The organism is Neobacillus muris, from assembly GCF_943193175.1.
Classification (GTDB): Bacteria; Bacillota; Bacilli; order Bacillales; family Cytobacillaceae; genus Neobacillus; species Neobacillus muris.
Map to the genome: position 1 here is coordinate 19,329 of NZ_CALPDF010000010.1, position 23,472 is coordinate 42,800.

The following is a 23,472-nucleotide window of genomic DNA, read 5'->3' on the forward strand; positions in this document are numbered from 1 at the left end:
TGAATATGGATGTTAATATGGGGTCATTTGTGCTGCTTTTTCTGTTGATTGGATAATATTTTTAATTGTCTTAAGTAATGATTTATTTTAAAATGGAGACTGTAGAAATTGAATTGAACGGTCTAAAAAGAGATCAAATATTTATTTAAGTCTAGTTAAAGATCACTGGGCTTTTTTCATGCAGCCTTAGTGAGTACTTTAAAAAATATATTTAAAAATGAAGGTGCAATGAAAAATGAAGTTTCCCAAAAATGTTATATTAGATTCTGTTGCAGAACGCAGAAATGATCCAAATTATGGGCTTGAGTTTGTTCAAGAGCTTGGGAACGATGATGCTGGATATTCTGAAATGGTTGTCATTATCTTTAAGCACAAAGATAAATATTATAGTGTTGACATTCAACATGTAAATGGAGAAAACAATTACGACCATTGGGATGATGAAGTGGAGTGTCCGGAAGTGGTTAGAAAAGAGGAAATACATTATTATTGGGAAGAAGTGAAATAAAAAAAGCTGCATTGTTGTTAAACAATATATCATTACTCTTAAATGTTTGGTTTTTACATGGTATCTACTTGAAATTGTGTAACTATCCATTAGAATTTGAATAACAAAGATTAACCTATTGATACAATTTACATTGTGAGAATGCGTCAGCTCTTTAAAGGAGTTGGCGTTTTTTTATTTCTGCAGCCATTGAGTTTTGGAACTATCATGGAGAGATTTTTTATTATTAATCAAGATGCCTCTATTGTTATATCCAGCCCTACTATTAGAAAGCCAATCATCACTATCAAGCACAGGAAGCTTTTTTATGCCAGAAAAAAACTCTTATATGAAAAAAACTTAACATTTGTAAGTTCCTTGTAACTGTCATTTTATATAGTAAGTTTAGTGGAATTACCACAAAAAATTTTAGGGAGGAATAAACATGGTTCAGCCTATTAGCGGATTACACCATGTGACATCTGGAGTGGGTCCGGCACAGGAAGATATCAGTTTTTTTGCGGAAGTAATTGGTCAGCGGATGGTTAAGCAAACTGTTTTGTTTGATGGGGATTTGCCAATCTATCATTTATATTATGCGAATCGGCATGCTGAATTAGGCACAGTAATGACAACGTTTCCATATAGGCAGGCAGGCATCAAAGCACGAAAAGGTTCTGGACAAGTAAAAGTGACTTCCTATACAGCACCAGAAGCTTCATTGGAATTCTGGTTCAATCGTTTTGAAAAGCTTGGTGTTGAACATGGGGATATTGAAGAAAGATTTGGCCAGAAAAGGGTTCCATTCATGCACCCATCAGGTCTTGAATTTGAAATTGTCGGGGATGATAATGATCCACGTGAAGGATGGGTAACCGAGGAAATTACAGAAGAAAACGCTGTTCGAGGTTTCCACAGTGTGACCATGTCTGTACGCGAGATATCTGAACAAGCAAGATTTTTGACAGAAGCACTTGGCTATAAAATGACCGGCCAAGAAGGAGATTACTATCGTTTTGAAATTAATGAAGGCGGTGCAGCGAAAACGATTTTCCTCATCCATGAGCCTAATGTGCCGTCGGGCAGCTGGACTTTTGGGGAAGGTACTGTCCACCATGTCGCTTTTGGGGTGGAAAATGATGAAGTTCTGGCCAAAGTAAAAGCCCATCTCGAGGGATTAGGTTATACAGACGCTTCTGATATTAAGGACCGGAATTACTTTCATTCTGTTTATGTACGCTCTCCTGGCGGTATCCTCTGTGAAATTGCCTCCAGTGATATCGGCTTTGCCATTGACGAGCCGATGGAAAGATTAGGTTCACAAAAATTACTTCCGCCATGGCTTGAGCCCCGCCGTGAAGAAATTCTTTCGCAGCTTGAACCGATTGTAAACCCTCAAATTCAAAAAGTGAAATAATGCATGGCAAAATTATGGTTCCGTCAAATGAATTTGATGGGACCTTTTTCAATTGCCTTCAAAAGTGTAAGAACGATGTAAGGTGAATGAAGTAAGCTGACATTATATTTTATTATCCTGCAAACTTTGGAGGCGATCCATATGAACGTACACATGCAAGAGGAAACGATAATTCAAGGTACAGTCTTTTCGGAGGCAAAGGCTTTTGTTCTTTCTCTGCATGGCAGAAATCAATCCCCAGGAACTATTCTTGAAATCGCGGATCGTATCGGGCAGGACGGAGTACATTACGCTGCCCCTCAGGCTTTTCAAAACAGCTGGTATCCAGAAGGATTTATGGCACCAATCGGAAAAAATGAACCCTTTTTAACCTACTCGTTGGATGTTTGCAAAAACATATTGCAACAATGGGCAGATCAAGGTGTCCCAACCGATAAAATGGTCTTGATGGGTTTTTCACAGGGTGCATGCCTAGCGGCGGAATTTGCTTTTAGGCATCCTAAACGATACGGCGGGATTTTGATTTTAACAGGAGGGCTGATTGGCCCTGAGGCAACAAACAGGCCAATAAAGGGAACCTTTTCTGGTACTCCTGTTTTTTTAGGTTCCAGTGATGTAGATGGCTGGGTTCCAATTGAACGGGTTCATGAATCAGAAGCCATGTTTATCAAGATGGGGGCCAAAACGGATAAACGAATTTACGAAGGAATGGACCATATCGTGAATGATGACGAAATAAATGCTGCCCGGTCGATGATTCAACAGGTTATAGGCGAAAAAAAGTAGAGTTCAAATTGAAACCGAAAAAATGTGGACACATCCATACAAACTGGCAATCTGAGCATCTACATATATTTTTTTTAGTGGGGGGATTTTACTAATGGAATTTCAGACAAGGATTGGCAGATCAACAGTAGATACCATTCAAGTACATGGGTATGATCTGGCTAAAGATTTGATTGGGAAAATCACACTGGCTGATATGGCATATCTTGGTGCAAAACATCGCATACCAACTGAAAAGGAATCCAAAATGTTAAATGCTATTCTGGTTGCAATTTGCGAGCATGGGTTTACGCCAAGTTCCCTGTCAGCACGATTAACGTATCTGGGGGCACCCGAAGCTGTACAGGCAGCTGTAGCAGCAGGATTGCTTGGAGCAGGAACTGTCTATTTAGGAGCGATGGAATATGTTGCGGAGATGCTGCAAAACGCTTTTGAAGAATATGGTAAGGAAAGAAAGATAGAGGAATTGGCTTCGATCGTCATAAAAGATCGAAAGGAAAAAGGGCTTCAAGTTCCCGGTTTCGGCCATCATATTCATAAATTTGGAGATCCGCGCACCGGAGTGTTATATGAAGTGGCAAAGGAGACAGGTTTTTTTGGCAGGCATTCACAGCTTTTAATAGAAATCCATAAACAATTTTGTGAAGAAAAAGGGAAACAAATTACATTGAATGCGGTTGGAGCAATTGGTTCGATTATGTCTGATATGGGGTTTGATTACCGGATCGTAAAGTCATTTGCAGTAGCGTCCCGTGCCGTAGGGCTGGTGGCCCATTTAGTAGAAGATATGGAAAGGGGCAGACAAAATAGCATTGCCCAGCAAGTATTTAAATATGTTGAAGATAATACTGATTATCAAGGCTAAATAAAATAAGGTCATTCTCCGCTTAATGGGGAATGACCTTATTTTATTCTGCTAAATTTGTATTTCTTTTATGTCCTCTGATACAATCAGGGGTGGCTCTGTTACTTTTTGAACGTCTTCCACAGTAAAACCAGGGGCAATTTCCTTTAACATTAATCCATCTCGTGTCACATCTATGACGGCCAGATCAGTATAAATGCGGTTTACACATCGCAATGCAGTTACTGGATAATCCAAGTTCTTGACGATTTTTATTTCTCCATTTTTGCTGGTATGGGTCATGGCGATAACAACCTTTTTGGCTCCAATAGCGATATCCATGGCACCACCGATGCTTCCGAGTTTTGCTCCTTTCACCTTCCAGTTTGCCAGATCACCTTTTTCGGAAACTTGCATGCCTCCCAAGATGGCAACATCAATATGTTTCCCCCTTGCCATTCCAAAAGAATCCGAGGAATGTGAATAGCTGCCGCCAGGAACAAGCGTAACAGGTTCTTTTGAGGCATTGACTAAATCCGGATCTTCCTCACCGGGTTTCGCCTTTTTTCCCATGCCCAAGACGCCTTGCTCGCTATGGTAAACGATTTCAGCGTCAGGAGCAACATAATTGCTGACTAAAACAGGGATTCCAATTCCGATGTTTACGACGTCTCCATCCTGAAGATCATGGGCAATCCGTTTGGCAATTTGCTCCCTTGTCAATAAACGTTTTTCCATTATAATCCGCTCCTTTTTACAACACGTTGAACAAAAATACCGGGGGTTACAATGGTCTCCGGATCCAGTTCCCCAACTTCCACAATCTCATCCACTTCTGCAATGGTGATTCTGCCGGCCATTGCCATGAGTGGATTAAAGTTGCGGCCCGATTTGTTATAGACAAGATTGCCCCAACGATCTGCTTTCTTTGCTTTAATGAAAGCATAATCACCTCGTATTGCTTTTTCCAGGATGCAAGGGACACCGTTAAACTCTCGTTCTTCCTTGCCAACAGCAACTTCCGTACCCGCTCCTGTTGGGGTAAAAAACGCCTCGATTCCAACCCCGCCGGCTCTAATCCGTTCAGCTAAGGTTCCCTGCGGCAGTAATTCCATATCGATCTTGCCCTGATTATATTTTTCTATAAAAACATAGCTTTGTTTGTTATTTGGAAAAGAACACACTAATTTTGACAGCCGGTCATGGAAAATCAGCTTCGCAATGCCTTCCTCATGATAGCCGGGGTTATTGCTGACACCAATGATCTTTTTTGCACCTTGACTGTACAGCGCTAGAATTAATTCATAGGCAACTCCTGCCCCGCCAAAACCACCAAATAATATGGTACTTCCATCCGTAATATCTGCCACTGCTTCATCCATAGAATGATAAATTTTATTAATCAATAAGATTTCCCTCCATTCATAGTCTTTGTAAAATATATTAATAAAGATTACTTACAAAGTTCTTACAAATATGCCTGATAAAGAATAGAGGGAAACGGTTCATAGTATCGTCAGTTAGGAAGACTGGTTATAGATTTGAAAAATTGTTTGAACCTTTTCATCTACTGGTATTCCCAATTCGTTCTCTATAAAGGTTTTATATTGCTCTGAAACCTTTTTAGCCTGCAAAAAGAAATTTCCGTTTAGAAGCTGTTTAATATAGTCGATGTAGATGGTTTCGTTATACGGTTCCTTTTTTAAAATCTTTTCATAATATTCGATTCCGAGCTTATAGTCCTTGTTCTCCCAGTAATAATCTGCTAATTCTTGAAGGGTGCTTATAAAAAGCAAACGCAACCTTTCTCTTTCTTCTTCCAAAAATTCATGATAGGGATATCCTTCAAAAAAATCTCCGCGGTACAATTGTTCCGCTTTCAATAATTGGTCCATCCGCTCTAGTTTGGTTGCACCACTTTTTTGTTCAATCATCCGAGTGAAGTCATCCACATCTAAATAAACGTAATCCAGGCATAATGAATAATGCTCCATATTCCGTTTAATAAAGGAGGAATCTTTTCTTGTTTTAAGACCGGGCTCTATCGATTTTCTTAGATCGGATAAAGAAACGTAGAATTGATTTTTGACAGAATCAAAGGAGCCATCCGGAAAAACCTGATCAATCAGACTCTCTTTATTAATTTTTTTGTTTCGGTTCGCAATAAAGTATTGTAAAAGCTGTAAACTTGATTTTCTTTTTAAAGAAATCGGTTTATCCTCATATTTAATTTCAAAATTTCCAAGGGTATAGAGGAATAATCTGTCACTTTTTCTCTTTTTTTCTTTAATCCTGATTGGATCAGGGATAGCAGTTTTGGCATCCTGCTGTAACCAGAAGAAGTTCATCTCCCGGATTGAATCATCTAGTTGTTTCTGTAAATCTGCAACAAGTGTGAGGTTTCCTAATTCTTTTAAAATCCGGATTTGCAGCATCACCACATGACATTTTAGATAATCTGAGTGCAGAAGGTAAGTGAGAGATTTAGATAGATTTAATTCGGCCTCTGTAAAATCTTTAGCTTCAAAATAGGTAAGGGCAAGCTGATAATAGATCCAGCCCAAATCATATTCGATATTGAACTCAAGTCCGAGTGATTCCGCCTTTTTAATCCAATCCAAAGCTTCTTTTAATTCGCCCTTTAATCGGTGATACTTTCCCATGGAGCAATAAGGATAAATAATGGAACAATCATAACGTTGTTCAGAAAGCTTAAGTGTTTCTGTTAACAAAGATTCACCTTTAGCCAACTCGTTTTGATCCAGATAGATTTCTGAAAGAACCCATGTAGCTATGTGGTGGGGATGAAAGGTTCCATTCTTATCTGGGTATGATATCGCCTGCTTTGCTAATTGAATTGCCTTTTCATTGTTGCCTTTGTACCAAAGGATTAATGCTTTTAATGAAAGATTAATAGAGATTAATTCTTGATCTTTATTTTTTATTGAGTGAGAGAGTGAATCATTGCAAAGCTGTTCGGCTTTATTAATATTACCTGTATAAAAATATAATCCTCCCAGCATATGCTGAAGATTTGACAGCAATAAAGAATTTGTATCTTTTGTATCATTAATTTTCTTTTCCAAAGGTGTAATTAAATCCTTATTAATTTCTAATGGCATGCATCTTATGAGATACAGGCTCATACTTGCTGCTGAAAAACCTTCAGGGGAACTCTCTTCTAATAGTCCGTCCATCAGAGTTAAAAACTGGGAAGAGTCATATTGTCTCCTCATATTGGACATCAGTTTTGCCCCAAGTAAAAAATCCTGTCCTGCAAGGGAATGGCCAAAAGCAAAAAAATGTTGTCGTCTTTGTTCATAGATCGAGGAAATTTGTCTATGCAAACTGTATATTTCTGACTTAGTAGAATATTCTGATAATTTTTTATATAAAAAGGACCTAAAAATAGTATGATATTTTATTGTGCCAAATTCATTCTTATAAATAAATAGATGATTTTCCAATAGGTGCTTAAGGATTTGTTCTGAATTGGTAAAAGCAAGAAATTGATTAATAATATCTGCATTTAGTTCGGAGAATAGGCAAGTCTTATAAAGAAAAGTTTTTATTTCCTCCGTTTCTGAAGCAAGAATTTCTGAGCCCAAATAATCGTAAATATCAGGTGTTCCTCGAAATTTAAGCCAGAAAAAAGGGCGGGCTGGAATTTCCATATCTTTAATTAATTCTTGAAGAAGCTGTAAACTGGCAGCCCAGCCTTCTGTCTTATGCAAAACCAGCTCAATTTCGTCTTTTTGCAGATGAATATGATGCAATTGAACAAAAAACTTTTCGAGTTCATCTTTTGTGAAAGCCAAATGGTGGGTTCTTAATTCAACTAATCGATTTTGGAGCTTTAAATGGACAAGTTCTAAATTGGGCCGGATGCGGCTTGTAATGATAAAGGTTACATTTGGGGATACATGCTTAATAATCGCTGTCAACATGGATTCAATTTCTTCACATTCATTAATAGACTGATAGTTATCCAGAACAATGACCAGCTTTTTTGGCCAAGTAGATAGAATCGTGATGATATTATTCAATTCGCTCTCTACTTTTTCTCTAGGTATATTATAAACCGAAAGTTCTCCTGAAATATGTCTAAAGATTGCCGTTTTAAAGTAGGAAAGAAAAGTTTGAGGATCACGATCCAAGTGTGACAACTGGTACCAAATCGCTGGGATATTATTTTCCTTGATAAAACTTGAGATTAATGTCGTTTTGCCATATCCGCCATCGCTGGTAACACATATTAATGAACGGTCTAAATTCTTTTCAATGACGGAAAATAGACGTTCTCTAACTAAATATGGTGTGTAATAAGGAATTCTAAGTTTAGATTCAAAAAATTCCACGTTATTCCTCCCTTTTAAAGAAATTAACCCACTTTGTGTAAGCGCATTCAAAGAAGAAGGAAAATGATCAGCGTTTGTCTATAATCTAATATGTAAAAAAATCTCACTTACATTTCAATATAAATACTATAAGTAAGTTGGCAAGTTGTCAATATAGTTATACTAGTTTACAGATGAACTTACAAATGCATCTTACAAAAAAATTCCCAATCGTTTGGGGATTAGTTTTTATTTTCAGTCTTAAAAGGGATAAACCAAAAGTATTTATGCGTATTTCTGGAAAAATGAAATTTTTAAAAATGTAAGTCTATTGTAATTAAACAGTTAGTTACGTGTTTTATAGTGCAATTAATGGATTGATCGTACAGGGGTATAATCCATTAAAAAAATGACTGGGAGGATAAATATGGAAAATCTAAGTAGTATTATTCAGGGTATTCATCACGTAACTGCTGGTGTTGAAGGTGCACAAGAAGATATTGATTTTTTTGCAACGATTGTGGGACAGCGCTTTTGTAAGCAAACGGTCTTAATGGATGGCGATCTTCCCATTTATCATATGTATTATGGGAACCAAAATGCTGAAATCGGTACAATTATGACATCGTTTCCATTTAAACAGGTTGGAGTTCGCGGACGCAGAGGATCAGGTCAGGTTAAGGTTACAGGTTACACGGTTCCAGAGGGTTCATTGGAATTTTGGGTAAATCGTTTTGAAAATAATCATGTAGAACATGGTCAAATCGAGAAAAGATTTGGACAAAGGCGTCTTTCGTTCTTCCATCCATGCGGATTAGAATTTGAGCTGGTTGAGGATAACAATGATACACGTGAAGGATATGTTTCAGATGAAATTTCAGCTGATTATGCTGTAAAAGGATTCCACAGTGTGACGATGTCCATTCGTGAGGTGGATGAACAAATGCGATTCTTCACACAAGCCTTAGGCTTTAAGATGACAGGACAAGAAGGACCATTTTATCAATTGGAACTGAATGAGGGTGGAGCTGCAAAAACAGTCATTTTTAAGCATGAGCCGGATGTCCCGCAAGGAAGCTGGATTAATGGAGCTGGAATTATTCATCACGTGGCTTTTGCTGTCGCTACGGATGAAGAAATGCATAAGGTTAGACATTTTATTGAGGGCCTTGGATTCACCGATATTTCAGAAATTAAAGACCGCTATTACTTCCATTCCTGCTATGTGAGATCACCTGGCGGCATTTTATGTGAATTTTCAACCTGCGATCTTGGGCTGACACTTGATGAATCACTTGAGGAGCTTGGATCTACTTTATTGCTGCCGCCTTGGAAGCTGGATGAAGCAGAAGAAATCTTGAATTTTCTTGAGCCGGTTGTGAATCCACAAATTCAAAAGGTTAAAAAGTAAGAAAATCTGCTCTAATTATCCAGCTATTGAGGGATTAGATCGTTTGAGCACCAGAATAATGAAACAATAACTGAGGAGGGAAACAAAGTGAAATTTGTATTTATGAATTTAATGCCATACCGTGATTTGCCTAAGAATTTTGAAAAAGATTATGAAAGCGTTTTTATCACTATTCCAAGGACCTTATATGATCCTGTAAAAGGCCACGAAATGTATAATGATTATCTCTCTCAATATGAGCTTGCAATTGATTTGGGCTTTGACGCAGTCGGAGTGAATGAACATCATAGTAATGGATATGGCATGATGCCATCACCTAATATCATGGCAGCGGCAGTGGCAAGAAAGGTGAAAGATTCCGAAAAGGCATGTCTGGTTGTGTTAGGGAACAGCTTGGCACTTTATAATCCGCCTATTCGTGTGGCAGAAGAACTTGCCATGTTGGATGTTATTACAGGAGGACGCTTAATTGCAGGTTTCCCTGTAGGTACTTCGATGGATACCAATTACGCATATGGCGTGTCACCTGCTGAGTTAAGACCGCGTTATTATGAGGCACATGATTTAATAAAAAAAGCTTGGACAACAGATGAAGTCTTCCATTTTAACGGAAAATTCAACCAGCTGCGTTACGTGAACGTTTGGCCCCGCACTTACCAAAAGCCGCATCCGCCAATTTGGATTCCAGGCGGCGGAGCAAGTCTAGAGACTTGGGATTGGGTTGCTGAAAATGATTATCAATACTCTTACCTTAGCTTCTACGGCCATAAGTTTGCTCAAGATAAATTTGATCAATTCTGGGAAAGACGTCAGCAAAAAGGTTATGATATGAACCCGTACAAGACTGCTTTTGTTCAATTAATCTGTATTTCCGAGACAGATGCGAAAGCTCAGGAAGAATATGAAGAGCATGTAAGATACTTCTTTGATAAATCTTTCCATGTTTCGCCAAGATATGCAGAAGCCCCAGGGTACAGATCAGCTCGGAGTGTAGCACACGGAATGCAAAGACAGTATGGCTCTGAAGGTGCCGGTGCCCAGTTAAGAAAAGGATTAAATTGGCAGCAGTTAATTGACCAAGGATTTATTGTTGCAGGTTCACCAGCAAGTGTCCGTGATCAATTAAAAGAAGCAGCTAAAAAATTGAATGTTGGAAACATCATTGCCTTGTTAAATCATGGTTCAATGCCGCATCATTTAACATGTAAAAATATTGAATTAATGGCGAAAGAAGTAATCCCTTATTTGAAAGATATGTGGGATGATCAATGGCCGGTAACAAACTGGCCGGAAGTTCAATTAAATAAACAAGTTGTGAAATAAAAATTCTGATTTTGAATCAAGGAGGAGAGAAACCATGGCTTCACCAAAAATAGAGACGATCTTTGTAAGAGAGAACATAACAGCTAAAGTCCTAGTTAAGGGAGAAGGAAAACCTCTTGTCTTCCTTCATGGAGCAGGAGGGAATAATTGGGATTCCTATTTGGAGGAACTATCCAAGCAATATAAAGTATATGCTCCATATATGCCTGGAACAGGAGGGTCTACCGGGAATGAAGAGCTTCAAGGATGGTGGGATTTAGTCCTTTATTATTATGAGCTGTTTGATGCTCTGGGGCTTGAGCAGGTCGATGTAATTGGACACTCATTCGGAGGTATGCTGGCTGCTGAGATCGCTTCAACCGATCCAAAGCGGGTAAAGAACCTGCTCCTTATTGCTGCTGTAGGTCTATGGATCGATCAGACGCCAGTTACAGATGTCTTTTCACTGGTCAACACACCGGATGAATTATTAGCTAAAATGTTTGTCGATGTAAATTCTGATGCCGCCAAAGCGTTTTCCACTCTGCCTGAGGATCCAAAAGAAAGAGTGGAAGCCATTGTAGAAAATTTAACGGCTCTAACGGAGGCGGGAAGATATATGTGGCCGATTCCGGATAAAGGTTTAAGCAGGAGAATTCATAGACTTACTGCCAACACTTGCATAGTTTGGGGAGAAAAAGACGCACTTGTTCCTGTTGAGTACGCCTATGAATATCAAAGAAAAATCCCAGGCGCAACCGTAAAAATCATTGAAAACACGTCTCATTATCCACAAGCGGAAAAATTAGAAGAGGTATTAAACGCAACGATTGATTTCCTTTCTTTGGCAACGGTTACGAAATAGATGGCATTTAACGGTTTTTTTAAGCAGCATAAAAGATTCAAAGCAGGAACGTTCAGAGACTGATGGTGCTGAGAAACGACAAAAAGGAGGCAAAGTGGCAGCACCTGGCCGTCTAATAAGGGCCGGGGGCTTTGCCGGTTTTTCCAAAAAAATTTGGCGGTTACTAACTAGGTATATTTTCATATGTTTTTTATCGGTATATTACAGGATGTTTGACAGGATTACTAAAATGAGGTGTATAAATGGAAAACAAAAAGTTTTGGACATATGAAAATAAATTATTAATCTTGCTATTTTTTGTTTGGGGTTTTGTTTTCGTTGATCGCTTGGCACTTAATTTCTTATTTCCTTTTATGACAAAAGAACTGGGGTTAACGAATACCCATATTGGGATCATTGTTTCAGCCTTTTCGTTAACATGGGCCTGTTCAGGGTGGTTTGGCGGTTTTCTTTCGGATAAATTAGGAAAAAAGAAAAATATATTAATGCTATCTGTTCTTTTGTTTTCGTTTTGTTCTCTTTTAACAGGGATGGCAAATGGATTTTTAATGCTAATCTTTTTCCGTATGATTATGGGCATTACAGAAGGGCCGGTATTTCCGGTTGCTCAATCCTTGCTGTCGATTGCATCCTCGCCGCACCGGCGCGGCTTTAATATGGGCTTGTTCCAAAGTTCCTCTACAGCGTTGTTGGCGAGCTTTTTAGGACCAATTGTGATTGTGGCATTAGCAAATGAATTTGGCTGGAGAACGACATTTTTGCTTACCATCATTCCTGGTCTCATTCTATTCCTATTTATTTGGAAGACTGTAAAAGAACCAGAGGAATTAACGATTGAAGATGAAAAGCAAGAGGAAAAAGTTCCATTGAAATTAGTCTTGAAAAATAAGAATGTACTCGTTTCTGTTTTTGTTGCGATCTTTGCTGTCACTTGGTATCTCAATATTAATACCTTTACACCTATGTATTTAGTGAGTAAAGGAATTTCTTCCACTAATATGAGTTATATCATGTCTGCTTTAGGATTAGGAGGGATTCTTTGGGGATTTGGTGTTCCTGCCATATCAGATAAAATTGGCCGGAAGCCGACCATGATCATCTTTTCGTTTATTACGGCAGCAGCACCCCTAGGTTTTATCTTATTAGGAGGCAGTCAAATCGTGTGGCTAATGATTGCCGCTTTTATAGGGAATGTTGGCGTAGGAACCATGGTTCTATCTATGTCAAATATGCCATCAGAATCAGTTCCGGCTAAATATGTAGCAACAGCAGTCGGTTTCATTATGGCTGTCGGTGAATTGGTTGGCGGAGTGGCATTTACAACACTTGCCGGTATGGCAGCTGACAAGTTCGGCCTGGCTGCTCCCATGGTGATTTCTATGGGCAGTACGATCCTGTGCGGAATCCTTGCTTTCCTTTACAATGAAACAGCACCATTAAAGTTATACAAACAATCATCTGTACAATCAGCAGGTGCAGGTACTGAACTATTATAATTCCGGAGAAGCCCCCATTCTGTATGCCCCTGTCTAAAACCATCCAGAATGGGGGCTTCCTGTAAAAAAAGAAGAAGGGGATTATTTTGGCAATGATTAAGGGAAAAGTGATAAGAGGAAATCAAATTGGCCGGACGATTGGATTTCCGACGGCTAATCTTTTAGTTACTCCAAAAGAACCATCTTTAACAACAGGTGTATATGGGGTTAAGGTGCTGTATAAGGGAAGCCGTTATAACGGAATCATGAATGTGGGAGTTCGGCCAACGATTAATAAAGAAGATTTACAAATCCATTATGAAGTTCATATTTTTAATTTTCATGAAACGATTTATGGTGAAGAAATAAAGGTGAACGATTGCTTTTTTGTTAGAGAGGAAAGGCCCTTTGATTCAATCAATCAATTAGTACTGCAAATCAAAAAAGATATTAAATTCGTCAGAAGCAGATTTCTGTTACAAAGTGAATGTTAAACAATTTTTTTGGTTGGGAGGCAATAAAATGACTTCAAAAACCGATGAAATGATACATTTAACAGATCTTTCATTTGTTCAATTTTGTCAACAAACATATGGAATCAATAGAGGAATCTATAATTGCATAGATTCTTGGTTTTATAGTAATGAGATCGAGAATATATTAGACCGTCGCAGTCATATTCTATTATTCCTTGAATTTATTAAAAACAATCAGGAAAGGAAACATCACCATCCAAAGTTTGGAAGTGGGGGTTTAACTATAAAACTGCAAGAATATTTTTCTACCTCGGTTTTATCTAACTAATAAATCCCTTAAATGATAGATATTTACATTAGTTCAATTAATATTTACGCTTGAGTGAAGTGAAAGGACGATATAATGATGGTGAATACTGGTATATTAATTATTCGTTTGGTCATTGGGCTTTTATTCATCGGTCATGGCGCACAAAAATTATTTGGATGGTTTGGAGGTAACGGGTTAAAAGCTACAGGAGGCTGGTTTGATGCTATTGGAATGAAGCCGGGGATACCGATGGCACTGATCGCAGGATTAGTAGAGCTTTTTGGAGGAATCTTTTTTACATTAGGACTCTTCACCCCGATAGCGGGAATAATGATTGCTGGAACGATGGTGATTTCAATCGTAAAGGTACATGGTAGAAATGGATTATGGGCAGTATCAAATGGATATGAATATAATCTGACTATGTTAGCAGTTGCTATTGGTATTGCTTTCATTGGTCCTGGTCAATATGCTTTAGATTCATTTTTATTTTAAAAAATTGATATTCTTATCAGTTTAAAAAAACACATTAGGTTTTATCATTTACATTCATGATAGTAGAAGGAGGAGGTTGGTTTGGAAAACTTTGAATATGACGTTCAGGCTAGCAGGGTCATATTTGGCACAGGTAAAAGAAAAAAAGTACTAGATGAGTTGCAGAATTTAGGTAAAAAAAGAGCTTTAGTGATATCCACACCAGGACGGGAGAAACTTGCATTAGAGGTTAAAAACTTGCTTGGTGATTGTTGTGCAGGAATCCATGCAAAAGCTATTCAACATGTTCCGATTGAAACAGTCAGGGAGTCACTGAAGCTTGTAGAGGATCAGGGAGTGGATAGTCTTATTGCAATTGGGGGTGGTTCATCCATTGGACTAGCCAAAGCGATTAGTTTACAAACATCACTGCCCATATTGGCCATTCCAACCACCTATGCAGGTTCAGAAATGACATCTGTTTGGGGAATAACAGAAAATGGGCAGAAAACGACAGGGAAAAATGTCATCGTGAAACCAAAGACGGTTATTTATGACCCTGAGCTTACTTTTACATTATCTCCCCATATAACTGTGACGAGCGGCATGAATGCCATTGCCCATTGTGTTGAGGGATTGTATGCAGAAAACGCTAACCCCATCATCTCTCTTATGGCAGAAGAAGGAATACGTTCACTTTTTAAAAGTCTTCCTATAATTTTGGCTGATCCTAATGACTCAGATGCCCGTTCCCAAGCTCTTTATGGATGTTGGTTAGGAAGCACCGTTCTGGGGGCAGTAGGGATGGCACTCCATCACAAGTTATGTCATGTATTGGGCGGCAGCTATAATTTGCCGCATGCTGAAACACATACAATTATCCTCCCTTACGCGATTTGGTACAATGCAAATCATGTTCCGGAAGCCATAAAAATTATGGCCCGTGCTTTTGGTTGTGATGAAAAAGATACGGCAGGAGCATTGTTTGAATTTACTACTTCTCTTGGTGTTCGAACTTCATTGGCGGAAATTGGGATGAAGGAGAAGGATCTTGATGATGCCGCGAGATTAGCTTCCAAAAATCCATACTATAATCCTCGCCCAGTTGACGAACAATCGATTCGACAATTACTGGAGCTTGCCTACAAAGGAACACGACCTCAACAAGAAGTGATGAACAGACAATAATTTCTTGATTAAATGAACGGAAACCTATTCAATAGCCAGCTATGCTCCATTTCTAGGAATGTATCGATAGCGAACAGTTCTGTGCGGTTATATTGCTTGAAATCTTGCAAAACAAAATTTGTTTGAAAAGGAGAGAATTAAGATGACAAAAATTTTAGAAAAAGCCAATGTTTTTAAGAAAATAATGGGTCTATATCCTACTGGAGTGACGATTGTGACGACGTCGGATGAAAAGGGAAACCCGGTTGGTTTAACTGTCAATTCCTTTGCGTCGGTATCCATCAGCCCGCTTATGGTTCTTTGGTGCATTGATAAAAACTCATCTTCCTTAGACGCATTTTTACAAGCTGACAAATATGCTGTGCATACTCTTTCAGAGCAACAGAAAGAGGCGTGCTGGGCGTTTGCAGGGAAAGAGAAAGACCGTTTTTCAAAAGTTCATTGGGAATCTTCTTCAAATGGTTTGCCGATCATTAAGGATTCCTTGGGAGTATTCGAGTGCAAAACCGTGAGTAAAAGCGAAGCAGGAGATCATATAATTCTTTTAGGCGAAGTAATCGATTTATCGATTACCGATCAATCTCCCCTTTTATATTATAACCGGAACGTCGGTCCGATTCCGGAAGGATGGCCAGAATCATAACATCTCTTTTTAGTTCGTTTAACAATTTTAGGAGGATATGAGAATGAAAATTTTAGGGGTGTCAGGGACGATTGTTGGGAGTAAAACAGCCATCGTCATTCGTAGAATTTTAGAACAAATCAAGCTTCATAATCCCGAATTTGAAATAGAATTTTTGAATCTTAAAAATTACCAAATTGAGTTTTGTGACGGACGGCCAGTATCTGAATACACAGGCAGTACCAAATTGGTAATTGATCAAATGATGGCAGCGGACGGATATGTATTCGGGACCCCGATTTTCCAAGGTTCCTTTACCGGTGCATTCAAAAATTTAATTGACTTAATCCCACCGGCAGCATTTAAACATAAGGTAATGGGTTTTGTTACAACAGGGGGAAATCATCAGCATTATCTAATTGCCGAAAATCAGTTAAAACCTCTGGCGGGGTACTTGAATGGTTACGTTATACCGACTACTATTTTTGCTCATAACAGCCATTTTAATGATAAAAATGAAATTGAAGATATTCAATTATTGGGAAATATCCGTGAATTTTCACAGCAATTTTGTTATATGTGTGAGCGGTTAATGAAAGAGGATGTCAGACAGTAGCGAGTTCATTATTTGTTATCCGGGCAACAAAACAGAAGGTCTGGCCCATTTTTTTATGCTGTTAAAATTTTTGTCATACTAGACTGTTAGGAGGTATTAAAATTGAGTGGGATTGCAGAATTTCGCATGCCGCAAGCGGTATTTTATGGACGCAATTCGCTGACAGTTCTTGGAGAGCAGGCCTCATTGCAAGGGAAGAAGGCACTGCTGGTCAGTGACAGGGTTATGGAGCAAATCGGGAATGTAAAGCGCTGCCAGGCCAGTTTGGATGCATCTGGAGTTACTTATGTCACTTACTTGGATGTCAACTCTGAACCGACAGATGTTCATGTAGCTGAAGCACTTGAAGTTCTGAAGAAAAATCAATGTGACCTGATTATTGCGATTGGTGGAGGAAGCTGTATTGATGCGGCAAAAGCAGTTGCGGTCATCGCAACTAATGGCGGCTATATTGGCGATTATATGGGAGGTAAGAAAGCGGTATCACTAGATCCGATTCCATTGATCGCGATTCCAACAACAGCAGGAACAGGCTCAGAGGTTACAAGTGTAACCGTCATCTCCAATACGAAAGATGATATCAAAATGATGATCCGCCATCCGCACTTTATTCCTAAAGTTGCCATTGTCGACCCAATTTTAACCCTTTCAACTCCGCCACACGTCACTGCCGCAACTGGAGTAGATGCCCTTTGCCACGCGATCGAAGCTTTTATATCACGGCGGGCTCAACCGCTTACGGATATTTTGGCTCTTTCAGCAATTGAGTTGATCACGCAAAATCTTCGAGCAGCTTTTAATGATGGAGATAATCTCGATGCAAGAGAAAAAATGGCGCTAGCATCTATGCAGGCAGGAGCAGCATTCCCGAATTCTTCCGTAACATTGGTTCATGGAATGTCCCGTCCAATAGGAGCTTTGTTTCATGTTCCACATGGTGTATCTAATGCGATGCTATTGCCTGCTGTGATTGAATTCACAAAGGATTCTGCCATAGACCGCCTCGCAGTTATTGGACGCCTCATTCGTTCTGATTTGAAGGAGTTAAGCAATGAAGAGTTGGCGGAACTCACTATTGTAGAAATCAAGCAGCTCTGCCAGGACTTAAATATTCCGAACATGAAAACATGGGGAATCGATAAAGAAAAATTTGACCGGGTGGTTTCGAAGATGGCGACGGATGCCTTAGACAGCGGAAGTCCGGGGAATAATCCGCGGGTTCCTACATATGAGGAAATTGTAAACCTTTATCATAATTGTTATGACTACGACTTTAAAGTGCAGGAATGGACAGCGAAGTCATGAGGTAATAGAGTTTAATTTTAATTAAAAAGGAGAAATAAAATGAGTTCAGTCGTTGAAACCATGAAATTGAAAAACTTCATTGGAGGAAGGTGGGTGTCTTCTACAGCAGAAAAATATGAGGTTGTTCCCAATCCTGCGACGGGAGAGGCTTTAGCCTACGTTCCTTTTTCAACTCGGGCGGATTTGGATCATGCCGTTAAAGTTGCAATCGAGGCATTCAAAATATGGAGTAAGATCCCTGTTCCGAAGCGAGCCCGTATTTTATTTCGATATCAGCAGCTATTGGTAGAACATTGGGATGAATTGGCCCGTTTGATTACTAAAGAAAATGGCAAAAACTTTGATGAAGCATACGGTGAAGTCCAACGCGGGATTGAATGTGTCGAATTTGCAGCAGGTGCTCCTACACTTATGATGGGTACCCAGCTTCCGGATATAGCAACCGATATTGAGTCCGGCATGTTTCGGTATCCGATTGGTGTCATCGGGGGAATTACTCCATTTAACTTCCCTATGATGGTTCCCTGCTGGATGTTCCCGCTTGCTATCGCGTGTGGTAATACGTTTGTTTTAAAGCCTTCCGAGCGAACACCTATCCTGGCCAATCGTCTGGCCGAATTATTTACGGAAGCTGGTCTTCCGGATGGGGTGTTTAATATTGTGCACGGTGCACATGACGTTGTAAATGGCATATTAGATAATCCCGATGTGAAGGCGGTGTCCTTCGTTGGATCGCAGCCTGTTGCGGAATATATTTACAAAACGGCCGCGGCGAATGGAAAAAGAGTTCAGGCATTAGCGGGTGCGAAAAACCATACAATTGTGATGCCTGATGCGGACCTTGACTTAGCTGTTTCAAACATCATCGGAGCGGCATTCGGTTCTGCAGGGGAACGTTGCATGGCTTGTTCGGTGGTGGTTGCGGTAGGCAAAATCGCTGATGAATTAGTGCAGCGTCTGGTAGATAAGGCAAATAACCTAACGATTGGCAATGGTCTGGAAAAGGGTAATTTCCTAGGCCCGGTCATTCGCAATTCGCAAAAGGAAAGAACAATTAAATATATTGATATCGGAGAACGTGAAGGCGCAATTCTTCTCCGTGATGGGCGTGAGGATCCTGCAGTGGATAAAGAAGGGTACTTTATCGGACCGACCATCTTTGATAAAGTGAAGCCTGGAATGAAAATTTGGCAGGATGAAATTTTTGCCCCTGTCCTTTCCATTGTCCGCGTCAATGACGTTACAGAGGCAATTGAAATAGCCAACCAGTCTGAATTCGCGAACGGAGCTTGCCTCTTCACAGATAGTGCCAAGGTCATTCGACAATTTCGAGATGAAATCGATGCGGGAATGCTCGGTGTCAACATGGGAGTTCCTGCCCCAATGGCTTTCTTCCCATTTTCCGGATATAAGAAGTCTTTTTATGGCGATCTTCATGCAAACGGCCGGGATGGCATTGAATTTTATACCCGCAAAAAAATGCTTACGGCTCGTTTGATTTAATTGGCATGCCTGGCGGGGGCCGCGCGAAAATATCAATTATAATTGTTTACTATAGCTCGCCTTATTTCATTAGGTGGGCTTTTTGATGTAAAAAAAACATATTACTCTTAATTATAGCTCAACAGGAAGCTTTAAAGTCCATAGAATTATCGTGTCATAATATTTTCAAGCTTTATCCAACACCTGGTCTTTTTTTGGTTTTTGGATCAATACGATTGTATCGGAAGAAATGACCCCGGAAGATAAGTATTTTTATCTCTATCTGCTTACAAACCCACATACAACACAAATCGGAATCTATAAAATTACGAAAAAGCAAATCGCCTTTGATATGGGCTATTCGATCGAGACTGTTCATTCATTAATGGACCGATTCATTACTCACCATAAGTTGATTCGATACAATCCTGAAACGGGAGAACTCGCGATTAAAAATTGGAGAAAATATAATCTGAACTAAGGTGGCAAACCGGTTATGGATTGTATTTATTCCGAACTACAAGATGTCGAGGATCACTCACTCATTCAATATGTTTTGGATGCCATACAAAGAGAAGAAATTCGCAGACTATATCAATCTATCTGTGATCAAGAAGCGAGGTTGCCTGGCAATGAAGTGAGCGGCCCAGATGAAAATGCTGCCTATATCGATTCAGAATTAGGAGAGATGGACGATTCGTTTACTCATCGTGGTACGATAGGTGGACAAAAAGAAAAACAAAAAGAAAATGAAAAAGAAAAATAACAACAAAAAGCGGTACAACCTAATATAGAGGACTCTGTCAAAGAGAATCCATTCCAGAATAATCAAAAAAAAGAAGAGAAAGAAATTATTGAGTTTCGGGACTCTAATGGATTCGATTTTACGAACGTGTATGCGAATTCGAGTGTTTTCCAGCTATTGCGGAGTATTTTAAGAAGGAGAGGTATATTCAGGTCACCTCGACCCTGAACACCTATATCAAGTATGCTTAGACAAGCTTATTAATCCCAATTCATACTTTACACATAGGAATTATAGGTATATAATACAAATAATCTAATAATTAAATCGATCAGATTCAATATATAGCTGTATCTAATGAAAGGTTTTGTAAAAACTGAAGGAGTGTTTATGATGAGACATGATAAGGAAAAAAAACGGCAAAAACTTATCAATAAACTAATTTTTTTAAACGTATATAACAAAGAAGATCAACAGCTTTATCAAATGCCACTATCAAAATTAGAATATGAGTATAGGAGATTTCAATTACAAAACCATCCGCATGGTGAGTTTGGCTCTATTCAATTGATTTAAAAATTTGTTGAAGGGGCTGTCCATTTGGACAGCCCCTTCTTTTTTTTGGCAAAAATAGCTTTTACTGTCTTAAAAGTATTAATTCGATGACTATGGAGTTTATCATCATTGGTAGCTTTAAAAAATAGCCTTATTTAAAAGGTCTGAAAACTCCTAAACCTTCTCCCAGTAATAAAAAAATAAAAGGAAGAATAAACATTTTATAAAAGACCTAATGGAGTGAAAGTATGGATCATTCATCCAATCTCCCCTATAAACAGTTGTTAGTTCCTCCTTTTAGAAAGGAAACTGGTGTTCCAAAAGAAGAACTCCCCGTATTTTCTGCTATGAATCCTATAGTACCCCCATTTCTTCCATATCGAGGCGTTAGAAAATATCCTAAATATCCATCTTTTCAACAACAACTTGATTTGCTAAAAAAAAGCGATAAGAAAAGTAGAGGGATGTGAAACCAATGGGATGGGATACCTCCAGAGTTGATATGAATATCTATTCTCAAGGTAAAATTGACCGCTTGGTGTATTCCACCTGTAATATCTGCTCCAATGGCTGCGGTTGTTTTATTGCGGTTAAAAATGACAAAATTGTCGGAATCATGGGTAATGAGGAATATCCAATAAATAGAGGACGACTCGGTCCAAAAGGGGAAAACCAATGGTGGGCCAACAATAGTGTTGATCGCCTTTCAGCCCCATTAATTCGTCATAATGGCAAGCTTTTGACTTCTACATGGGAAGATGCCTATTCCTTATTAGTAGAAAAAACAAAAGAAGTATTAAAACGAAAAGGTCCTGGTGGATTAGCATTCTATCATACAGGTCAAGCCTACCTTGAAGAATACTATACCATTTCGAAGATCACGCGTGCAGGTCTTAGAATGCACCATGTGGATGCCAATACACGATTATGTACGGCGACAGCAGAATGGTCGTTAATTGAATCTTTTGGCGCTGACGGGCCGCCGGCATGCCAAGAAGATATTGATATTGCAGATGTAGTGGTATTCATTGGACGCAATTCCAATGAAACAAACACCGTTTTTTGGGAGCGCGTTTTAGAAGCAAGAAGGAAAAGCGGATCAAAAATTATTGAAATTGACACAAGAAATGATCTTAGTGACAAAATGGCTGATCTTGCCCTGCAGCCGAGAAGTGGAACAAATGTTGCGGTACTGAATGGAATTATTCATTTATTAATAAAAAATAATTGGATTAACCGTGAATATATTCAAAAACATACGATTGGTTTTACTGAGTTAGAAAAGACCGTTTCACGATATAATCCTGAATTGGTCGAACAAATAACAAATATTCCCCAATCTAAACTTCTTCAATGTGCAGAGTGGATTGGAACATCCAATAAGACAGTGACAATTCTTTTACAGGGTGTTTACCAGAGTATGGACGCCACGGCCGCGGCTACTCTGGTCAATTCAATGCATCTGATTATGGGGAAGATTGGGAAGCCAGGATCAGGTCCTTTTCAGCATGCGGGGCAACCGAGTGCAATGTCGAATCGAGAGACTGGTGGAGCTGGCTTTTATCCGGGTTACCGTAACAACAGTAATCCAAAACATATTCAGGAAATTGCCAAGCTTTGGAATGTCGATCCAGAGAACCTCCCAGTTGGCCCCCAAACGTTTATAAATAATATTGTCCAGTTGATGGAGCAAGGAGAAATTGAATTATTTTGGGTAATGTTTACCAACCCAGCGGTCTCTTTGCCTAATAGGAATAAAATGGTTGATATTATGAAAAAAGTATTTATGGTTGTGCAAGATCCTTTTTTAAGTGAAACAGCGGACTTAGCGGATCTTGTTCTCCCAACTGCGCTGTGGGGTGAAAAGGAAGGGACAATGACGAATTTAGAAAGAAGAGTCAATGTACTTAGAAAGGCAGTGAATCCGCCCTATAACCTTCCTTCTGATTTTGAAATATTACTGGAATTTTCGAAACGAATGGACTTTAGGGACCGGGAAGGCAACCCCTTGATAAAGTATAGCACCCCAGAAGAAGCCTTCAACGAATGGAGAAGGGTGTCAAAAGGCAGGCCATGCGATATGTCTGGGATGACCTATGATAAAATGGAAAAGCTTGGCGGCATTCAATGGCCATGTAACGAACACTATCCGAATGGGAAAGAGCGTTTATACACTGACGGAAAATTTTATACTTTTGCTCATGAAGCAGAGTCATATGGAAGGGACTTACTTACAGGGAGAGCAAGAACAGAAGAAGAATTTAAGGCACTAAACGCAAACGGAAAAGCGATAATCTATGCTTTCGATTGGGCCCCGCCGTTAGAGGCTCCATCAGAAGAATTTCCTTATGAACTTAATACAGGAAGAATTGTTTATCAATGGCATACTCGAACAAAAACTGGAAGAGCTCCACTACTTCATTTGGCCTCTCCAGAAGGATATGTTGAAATTAACCCTCAAAACGCAATAGAACTTGAAATTGAAATGGGGGACATGGTTAGAGTAACGACAAAAAGAGGCTCGATTATGGTTCCAGCAAGAATTACGGATGCAGTTAGACCTGGAGCTATTTTTATCCCATTCCATTATGGAACGCTGACCGAAAACCAAGCAGCAAATGTATTGACACTTGAGACATGGGACCTTGTGTCCAAACAACCGCATTTTAAAAATGGCGCCTGCAGAATTGAAAAGATTATGGTGAGTGAAGGGCAGTGATGGGAAGTATGATTCACGAAATAAATGACATTCTTAAGACATCACAGCACATTATA

24 protein-coding genes are annotated in these 23,472 nt (G+C 39.2%); 21 read left to right on the forward strand and 3 right to left on the reverse strand.

Annotation, left to right across the window (positions count from 1 at the left end):
* Window positions 1–235 precede the first annotated feature (235 nt).
* The 4 genes from NFS43_RS09410 (at window position 236) to NFS43_RS09425 (ending at window position 3,555) form a co-directional block, all read left to right on the forward strand.
* Window positions 236–508: a hypothetical protein gene (locus tag NFS43_RS09410; protein ID WP_251551407.1), complete on the forward strand. Its 273-nt coding sequence runs from the start codon at window positions 236–238 to the stop codon at window positions 506–508.
* Window positions 509–932: 424 nt separating this feature from the next.
* Window positions 933–1,904 carry a ring-cleaving dioxygenase gene (locus NFS43_RS09415; protein ID WP_251551408.1) on the forward strand — a complete coding sequence of 324 codons (972 nt, stop codon included), beginning with the start codon at window positions 933–935 and terminating at the stop codon, window positions 1,902–1,904.
* A 141-nt stretch (window positions 1,905–2,045) separates the two neighbouring features.
* Window positions 2,046–2,690: an alpha/beta hydrolase gene (locus tag NFS43_RS09420; protein WP_251551409.1), complete on the forward strand. Its 645-nt coding sequence runs from the start codon at window positions 2,046–2,048 to the stop codon at window positions 2,688–2,690.
* A 94-nt stretch (window positions 2,691–2,784) separates the two neighbouring features.
* On the forward strand, window positions 2,785–3,555 hold the full coding sequence (locus NFS43_RS09425) for a citryl-CoA lyase (protein ID WP_251551410.1): 771 nt from the start codon (window positions 2,785–2,787) through the stop codon (window positions 3,553–3,555).
* A gap of 51 nt (window positions 3,556–3,606) precedes the next feature.
* Here the strand turns inward: NFS43_RS09425 and NFS43_RS09430 are convergent, their stop codons facing one another.
* The 3 genes from NFS43_RS09430 to NFS43_RS09440 all read right to left on the reverse strand — a co-directional run bounded on the left by NFS43_RS09430 (window position 3,607) and on the right by NFS43_RS09440 (window position 7,892).
* Window positions 3,607–4,272, reverse strand: coding sequence for a 3-oxoacid CoA-transferase subunit B (locus NFS43_RS09430; protein WP_251551411.1), 666 nt, complete (start codon window positions 4,270–4,272; stop codon window positions 3,607–3,609).
* On the reverse strand, window positions 4,272–4,940 hold the full coding sequence (locus tag NFS43_RS09435; protein ID WP_251551412.1) for a 3-oxoacid CoA-transferase subunit A: 669 nt from the start codon (window positions 4,938–4,940) through the stop codon (window positions 4,272–4,274). The genes NFS43_RS09430 and NFS43_RS09435 overlap by 1 nt, the downstream gene beginning before the upstream one ends.
* 114 nt (window positions 4,941–5,054) lie before the next feature.
* Window positions 5,055–7,892 carry an AfsR/SARP family transcriptional regulator gene (locus tag NFS43_RS09440; protein ID WP_251551413.1) on the reverse strand — a complete coding sequence of 946 codons (2,838 nt, stop codon included), beginning with the start codon at window positions 7,890–7,892 and terminating at the stop codon, window positions 5,055–5,057.
* 406 nt (window positions 7,893–8,298) lie between these two features.
* Between NFS43_RS09440 and NFS43_RS09445 the strand changes: the two genes are divergently transcribed.
* The 17 genes from NFS43_RS09445 (at window position 8,299) to NFS43_RS09525 (ending at window position 23,416) form a co-directional block, all read left to right on the forward strand.
* Window positions 8,299–9,282: a VOC family protein gene (locus tag NFS43_RS09445; RefSeq protein ID WP_251551414.1), complete on the forward strand. Its 984-nt coding sequence runs from the start codon at window positions 8,299–8,301 to the stop codon at window positions 9,280–9,282.
* An 87-nt stretch (window positions 9,283–9,369) separates the two neighbouring features.
* Window positions 9,370–10,605: an LLM class flavin-dependent oxidoreductase gene (locus NFS43_RS09450; RefSeq protein WP_251551415.1), complete on the forward strand. Its 1,236-nt coding sequence runs from the start codon at window positions 9,370–9,372 to the stop codon at window positions 10,603–10,605.
* A 34-nt stretch (window positions 10,606–10,639) separates the two neighbouring features.
* A complete protein-coding gene (locus tag NFS43_RS09455) occupies window positions 10,640–11,449 on the forward strand; it encodes an alpha/beta fold hydrolase (protein ID WP_251551416.1) in 810 nt (269 codons plus the stop codon).
* 242 nt (window positions 11,450–11,691) lie between these two features.
* The gene (locus NFS43_RS09460; protein WP_251551417.1) at window positions 11,692–12,945 is read left to right on the forward strand and encodes an MFS transporter; all 1,254 of its coding nucleotides are present in this window, start codon (window positions 11,692–11,694) and stop codon (window positions 12,943–12,945) included.
* A gap of 92 nt (window positions 12,946–13,037) precedes the next feature.
* Window positions 13,038–13,418 (forward strand): riboflavin kinase, encoded by a 381-nt coding sequence (locus NFS43_RS09465; RefSeq protein ID WP_251551485.1) that lies wholly within the window; start codon window positions 13,038–13,040, stop codon window positions 13,416–13,418.
* A gap of 28 nt (window positions 13,419–13,446) precedes the next feature.
* A complete protein-coding gene (locus tag NFS43_RS09470) occupies window positions 13,447–13,728 on the forward strand; it encodes a hypothetical protein (RefSeq protein ID WP_251551418.1) in 282 nt (93 codons plus the stop codon).
* A 78-nt stretch (window positions 13,729–13,806) separates the two neighbouring features.
* Window positions 13,807–14,205 (forward strand): DoxX family protein, encoded by a 399-nt coding sequence (locus NFS43_RS09475; protein WP_251551419.1) that lies wholly within the window; start codon window positions 13,807–13,809, stop codon window positions 14,203–14,205.
* Between the two features lie 81 nt (window positions 14,206–14,286).
* A complete protein-coding gene (locus NFS43_RS09480) occupies window positions 14,287–15,372 on the forward strand; it encodes a maleylacetate reductase (protein ID WP_251551420.1) in 1,086 nt (361 codons plus the stop codon).
* Between the two features lie 142 nt (window positions 15,373–15,514).
* The gene (locus NFS43_RS09485) at window positions 15,515–16,015 is read left to right on the forward strand and encodes a flavin reductase family protein (RefSeq protein ID WP_251551421.1); all 501 of its coding nucleotides are present in this window, start codon (window positions 15,515–15,517) and stop codon (window positions 16,013–16,015) included.
* Between the two features lie 43 nt (window positions 16,016–16,058).
* Window positions 16,059–16,610 (forward strand): NADPH-dependent FMN reductase, encoded by a 552-nt coding sequence (locus NFS43_RS09490; protein ID WP_251551422.1) that lies wholly within the window; start codon window positions 16,059–16,061, stop codon window positions 16,608–16,610.
* 111 nt (window positions 16,611–16,721) lie between these two features.
* Complete coding sequence (locus NFS43_RS09495; protein ID WP_277613923.1) at window positions 16,722–17,915, forward strand: iron-containing alcohol dehydrogenase; 1,194 nt, start codon at window positions 16,722–16,724, stop codon at window positions 17,913–17,915.
* A gap of 39 nt (window positions 17,916–17,954) precedes the next feature.
* Window positions 17,955–19,418 carry a CoA-acylating methylmalonate-semialdehyde dehydrogenase gene (locus NFS43_RS09500; RefSeq protein ID WP_251551424.1) on the forward strand — a complete coding sequence of 488 codons (1,464 nt, stop codon included), beginning with the start codon at window positions 17,955–17,957 and terminating at the stop codon, window positions 19,416–19,418.
* Window positions 19,419–19,647: 229 nt separating this feature from the next.
* On the forward strand, window positions 19,648–19,878 hold the full coding sequence (locus tag NFS43_RS09505; RefSeq protein ID WP_251551425.1) for a hypothetical protein: 231 nt from the start codon (window positions 19,648–19,650) through the stop codon (window positions 19,876–19,878).
* A gap of 15 nt (window positions 19,879–19,893) precedes the next feature.
* The gene (locus tag NFS43_RS09510) at window positions 19,894–20,163 is read left to right on the forward strand and encodes a hypothetical protein (protein ID WP_251551426.1); all 270 of its coding nucleotides are present in this window, start codon (window positions 19,894–19,896) and stop codon (window positions 20,161–20,163) included.
* Window positions 20,164–20,535: 372 nt separating this feature from the next.
* Window positions 20,536–20,718 carry a Fur-regulated basic protein FbpA gene (locus NFS43_RS09515; protein WP_251551427.1) on the forward strand — a complete coding sequence of 61 codons (183 nt, stop codon included), beginning with the start codon at window positions 20,536–20,538 and terminating at the stop codon, window positions 20,716–20,718.
* 227 nt (window positions 20,719–20,945) lie between these two features.
* A complete protein-coding gene (locus NFS43_RS09520; protein WP_251551428.1) occupies window positions 20,946–21,167 on the forward strand; it encodes a hypothetical protein in 222 nt (73 codons plus the stop codon).
* 5 nt (window positions 21,168–21,172) lie between these two features.
* Complete coding sequence (locus NFS43_RS09525) at window positions 21,173–23,416, forward strand: molybdopterin oxidoreductase family protein (RefSeq protein WP_251551429.1); 2,244 nt, start codon at window positions 21,173–21,175, stop codon at window positions 23,414–23,416.
* Window positions 23,417–23,472: the final 56 nt, after the last annotated feature.

What these genes read in the sequence shown, in the direction of transcription:
- NFS43_RS09410 (WP_251551407.1), top strand. Translation starts at nt 236, where the DNA reads ATGAAGTTTCCCAAAAATGTTATATTAGATTCTGTTGCAGAACGCAGA.
- NFS43_RS09415 (WP_251551408.1), top strand. Translation starts at nt 933, where the DNA reads ATGGTTCAGCCTATTAGCGGATTACACCATGTGACATCTGGAGTGGGT.
- NFS43_RS09420 (WP_251551409.1), top strand. Translation starts at nt 2,046, where the DNA reads ATGAACGTACACATGCAAGAGGAAACGATAATTCAAGGTACAGTCTTT.
- NFS43_RS09425 (WP_251551410.1), top strand. Translation starts at nt 2,785, where the DNA reads ATGGAATTTCAGACAAGGATTGGCAGATCAACAGTAGATACCATTCAA.
- NFS43_RS09430 (WP_251551411.1), bottom strand. Translation starts at nt 4,272, where the DNA reads ATGGAAAAACGTTTATTGACAAGGGAGCAAATTGCCAAACGGATTGCC.
- NFS43_RS09445 (WP_251551414.1), top strand. Translation starts at nt 8,299, where the DNA reads ATGGAAAATCTAAGTAGTATTATTCAGGGTATTCATCACGTAACTGCT.
- NFS43_RS09455 (WP_251551416.1), top strand. Translation starts at nt 10,640, where the DNA reads ATGGCTTCACCAAAAATAGAGACGATCTTTGTAAGAGAGAACATAACA.
- NFS43_RS09460 (WP_251551417.1), top strand. Translation starts at nt 11,692, where the DNA reads ATGGAAAACAAAAAGTTTTGGACATATGAAAATAAATTATTAATCTTG.
- NFS43_RS09465 (WP_251551485.1), top strand. Translation starts at nt 13,038, where the DNA reads ATGATTAAGGGAAAAGTGATAAGAGGAAATCAAATTGGCCGGACGATT.
- NFS43_RS09470 (WP_251551418.1), top strand. Translation starts at nt 13,447, where the DNA reads ATGACTTCAAAAACCGATGAAATGATACATTTAACAGATCTTTCATTT.
- NFS43_RS09475 (WP_251551419.1), top strand. Translation starts at nt 13,807, where the DNA reads ATGGTGAATACTGGTATATTAATTATTCGTTTGGTCATTGGGCTTTTA.
- NFS43_RS09485 (WP_251551421.1), top strand. Translation starts at nt 15,515, where the DNA reads ATGACAAAAATTTTAGAAAAAGCCAATGTTTTTAAGAAAATAATGGGT.
- NFS43_RS09490 (WP_251551422.1), top strand. Translation starts at nt 16,059, where the DNA reads ATGAAAATTTTAGGGGTGTCAGGGACGATTGTTGGGAGTAAAACAGCC.
- NFS43_RS09500 (WP_251551424.1), top strand. Translation starts at nt 17,955, where the DNA reads ATGAGTTCAGTCGTTGAAACCATGAAATTGAAAAACTTCATTGGAGGA.
- NFS43_RS09505 (WP_251551425.1), top strand. Translation starts at nt 19,648, where the DNA reads ATGACCCCGGAAGATAAGTATTTTTATCTCTATCTGCTTACAAACCCA.
- NFS43_RS09510 (WP_251551426.1), top strand. Translation starts at nt 19,894, where the DNA reads ATGGATTGTATTTATTCCGAACTACAAGATGTCGAGGATCACTCACTC.
- NFS43_RS09515 (WP_251551427.1), top strand. Translation starts at nt 20,536, where the DNA reads ATGAGACATGATAAGGAAAAAAAACGGCAAAAACTTATCAATAAACTA.
- NFS43_RS09520 (WP_251551428.1), top strand. Translation starts at nt 20,946, where the DNA reads ATGGATCATTCATCCAATCTCCCCTATAAACAGTTGTTAGTTCCTCCT.
- NFS43_RS09525 (WP_251551429.1), top strand. Translation starts at nt 21,173, where the DNA reads ATGGGATGGGATACCTCCAGAGTTGATATGAATATCTATTCTCAAGGT.